The 3,194-nt window shown below is 71.1% G+C and carries 4 protein-coding genes and 1 pseudogene; 3 read left to right on the top strand and 2 right to left on the bottom strand.

The annotated features are described in order from the left end of the window. Positions 1 to 17: 17 nt before the first annotated feature. Positions 18 to 1,142, bottom strand: coding sequence for an alpha/beta fold hydrolase (locus tag AB0C29_RS40490; protein WP_360832258.1), 1,125 nt, complete (start codon positions 1,140 to 1,142; stop codon positions 18 to 20). A 162-nt stretch (positions 1,143 to 1,304) separates the two neighbouring features. Here AB0C29_RS40490 and AB0C29_RS40485 point away from each other — a divergent pair, with 162 nt between their 5' ends. Further along, positions 1,305 to 1,844, top strand: coding sequence for a hypothetical protein (locus tag AB0C29_RS40485; protein WP_360832255.1), 540 nt, complete (start codon positions 1,305 to 1,307; stop codon positions 1,842 to 1,844). Here the strand turns inward: AB0C29_RS40485 and AB0C29_RS40480 are convergent. Continuing rightward, positions 1,841 to 2,422, bottom strand: a complete 582-nt coding sequence (locus tag AB0C29_RS40480; protein WP_360832252.1) for a TetR/AcrR family transcriptional regulator — start codon at positions 2,420 to 2,422, stop codon at positions 1,841 to 1,843. The genes AB0C29_RS40485 and AB0C29_RS40480 overlap by 4 nt on opposite strands. A 107-nt stretch (positions 2,423 to 2,529) precedes the next feature. Here AB0C29_RS40480 and AB0C29_RS40475 point away from each other — a divergent pair, with 107 nt between their 5' ends. Both AB0C29_RS40475 and AB0C29_RS40470 read left to right on the top strand, forming a co-directional pair. Further along, on the top strand, positions 2,530 to 2,958 hold the full coding sequence (locus AB0C29_RS40475) for an ester cyclase (protein ID WP_360832249.1): 429 nt from the start codon (positions 2,530 to 2,532) through the stop codon (positions 2,956 to 2,958). Then, positions 2,955 to 3,194: pseudogene (locus AB0C29_RS40470) on the top strand (DUF1772 domain-containing protein); the annotation flags it as partial. The gene AB0C29_RS40475 and the pseudogene AB0C29_RS40470, both read left to right, overlap by 4 nt.

Raw genomic sequence — 3,194 nt, 5'->3', positions numbered from 1 at the left:
CTCCCGGTCCGTGGATGTCAGGCGGCGAAGCGGGCGGCGATCCAGTCCGCGACGAGGGTCGTCGAGGCGAACACCGCGCCGTCGTGGTTCTCGTTCGCGAGCGTGACGAGTTGGACCGGCTGCGGGTAGTCGTCCAGCTGGTCCTCCAGCGCGTCGGTGATGAAGGCCGGCACTGCCTCGTCGGCCGAGCCCTGCACGAGCAGGATCGGCGCGCTCGGCGCCGCCTGGGCCGGGTTGTCGTAGTGGGCCAGCTGGTCCACCACCGCCGGCGGCAGGGCACCGCCCAGGAGCAGCTGACCGGCCTTCAGCGACTGGTACTGGGCCAGGATCTCGTACAGGCAGCCGGATTGGAGCACGGACACGCGTTGCCGGGCGAGCGGGGCCAGCACGGTGAGCGGGTCGAACGACGGCTGGACCGCGGCCAGGCCGTACAGGGCCATCACCAGGTAGCCCTGCCCGGGTGTGCCGGGGATCAGCGGGGCCAGCACGTCGACGTTGGAGACCGGGGCGATGGCCGCGACGCCGCGCAGCGTGAGGTCGCCGTCGTAGCCCGGTGCCAGTTCGCCGGCGAACAGTGCGCCCTGGCCGCCCTGGGAGTGGCCGTCGAGGACGTACTCGGGGCCGAGGTTGGTGTCCAGGTGACGGGCGGCCTTGACGCTGTCGATCATCGAGCGGGCCGCGCTGCCACCGATCAGGTACGGGTGTGCCTGCGGCGTACCCAGGCCCGGATAGTCGGGGGCCGTGACGGTCCAGCCCCGGGTGAGCAGCTCGGCCACGGCGGCCCGGGCCTCCGGCCAGAAGACTCCCTGATTCTCGGAGGGCGCGCACTGGTCGGCCAGCCCGGTGGTGCCGTGCCCCCAGACCACGGTCTTGTGGGCCTTCTTGCGCTTGGGGCTGAGCACGAGCCCGGTGGTGGTGATGCTCGCGCCGGTGACGCTCGTGCTGACGTACGAGACGCGCTTGCCGGTGGCCAGGGCGGTCAGCTCCGGTGGCAGAGTGGCCGCCGCCGTGGACAGGACCGTGCCCGGCGGGTCGGCAACGGCCGCCGCCGGACGGGCACCGGGGAGACCACCGCCGATGACCGCCAGGACGGATCCGACGACGGCGGCCCTCCTCGCGTGATGCCGCAGGACTGCGTTCATACGTTCCACCCCTTCCGGGTGTGATCTCGCTCGGTGCGTCCATGCAAGCCCGCTGACCAGGGCGATCTCGCACTGTGCGTGCGACGGTGCCGAGGACTCCCCGTTCGGTGCGGCACCCGTCGGCCGATCGACGGCGCGGGCCGGCTGTGCGACGGTGTACCCATGACGGCCATCGCCGGGTTGACGCAGTCGGGTTCGGTCTACATCGGCGGGGACAGTGCGGGGGTGTCGGGCCTGAGCCTGACCGTGCGCGCCGACGCGAAGGTGTTCCGCAAGAACCGCTACCTGTTCGGCTTCACCACCTCGTTCCGGATGGGTCAGCTGATCCGGTATTCGCTGACCCTGCCCAAGCCCACCGGCGACCTGGACCGGTTCATGGCGACGACGTTCATCGACGCGGTGCGCGACTGCCTCAAGGCGGGCGGCTGGGCGGCCAAGGAGAACGACCGCGAGGAGGGCGGCACCTTCCTGGTCGGCGTACGCGGGCAGCTCTTCGCCGTCCACGACGATTACCAGGTGGCGAAGGCGGCCGACGGTTTCGCCGCGGTCGGCTGCGGTGACCAGATCGCCCTGGGCGCGCTCTACGCCACGGCGGGCACCGCGCTGGGCCCGCGCCGCCGGGTGAAGAAGGCCCTGGCCGCGGCCGAACGCTTCAACGCGGGCGTCCGTGGCCCGTTCGTGTGCCTGAAGGGCCGGCCCTAGGACGACGCGGCGCGCAGCTGCGTGACCAGGAGCTCGATGCGGGCGGTGTCATGGCCCGGGCGTAGCCGGCCGTTGCGGCCGAGCACCACCAGTCCGTGCAGCGCCGACCAGACGACCTCGGTGAGGGTGTCGACGTCGCGCCCGCCGGCGATCGCGGCGACCGCCGCGCGCAGCTCGGCGAAGGCCTCCTTCAGCGGCACCGGAGTGTCCTCGGCGGCGAAGTGCAGCCGGGTGGACCGGATGAACATCGCGTCGAACAGCGCGGGATTCTTCGTGGCGAAGTCGCTGTAGGCGGCGGCGACCCGGCCGAGCTCGTCGCCGGATGCCCGGCTGTCGCCGCGGGCGGCGCGCAGTGTCTCGGCGAGCTCCTCGAAGCCCTCGACCGCGACGGCTTCGACGATGTCCTCCATCGAGCCGAAATGCTTGTAGAGCACGGGCTGGCTGTATTCGATCTCGGTGGACAGCCGGCGCGTGGTGACCGCCTCCCAGCCCTCGGTCTCGGCCAGGGTGCGCGCCGTCGCCGTGATCAGCCGGCGGCGGGCGTCGCGCTCGCGCTGCCGGCGGTCCTCGATAGCCATGCCTGACTGTAGCACCGACAGCTTCGCTAGCGCCGCTATTGACGCGAGCGGAATTGCGGATTAGCGTCGCTAGCGCTAGCAGTGCTAACCACGATGCGGAGCCTGACATGACCACACCCGGACACCAGCTCGCCGATCTCTTCGTCGAGATGACCAACACCCACAACCCGGACCTGGTGGACAGGTTCATCGCCGAGGACTACCTCAACCACAACGACTTCGTCGCCGACGGACGCGAGGCCAACCGCCAGTTCTGGTCCGCGTTCTTCACCGGCCTGCCCGACGTGAAGGTCACCATGGAGGACCTGATCGTCTCCGGTGACCGCGTCGTCGGCCGCTTCGTCTACCGCGGCACCCACACCGGGGACCTGCTGGGCATCCCGGCCGGCGGCAAGCCCGTCGAGATGCGCAGCATCGACATCTGGCGGGTGCGCGACGGCCTGTTCGTCGAGCACTGGGACCAGCTGAACCTGATGCAGATGTTCCAGCAGATCGGCGCCCTGCCCCCGCTCGGCGGTCCCGAGGCCCAGGCATGACACTGGTCTCGCAACTCGCCGCCCTGCTGGCCGTCCTGAGCACCGGAATCGTCTACGGCACCGATGCCTTCTGCGCGCTCGTCCAGCGGTCCGCCCTCGCGCACGTCGACGACAGCACCCTCACGGCGGTCATGGGCAACCTGCACCGCGTCGCTGACCGGCGCATGCCTGTACCCGGGATCCTCGGGGTCATCGCGGCGGCGGCCGCAGCCGTGCTCGCCACGGTGGCCGGCCGT

The organism is Actinoplanes sp. NPDC048791 (assembly GCF_040650095.1).
Taxonomy (GTDB): domain Bacteria; phylum Actinomycetota; class Actinomycetes; order Mycobacteriales; family Micromonosporaceae; genus Actinoplanes.
Note: the sequence above shows the minus strand (reverse complement) of the source record. Positions and strands in the feature narration are given on the sequence as shown.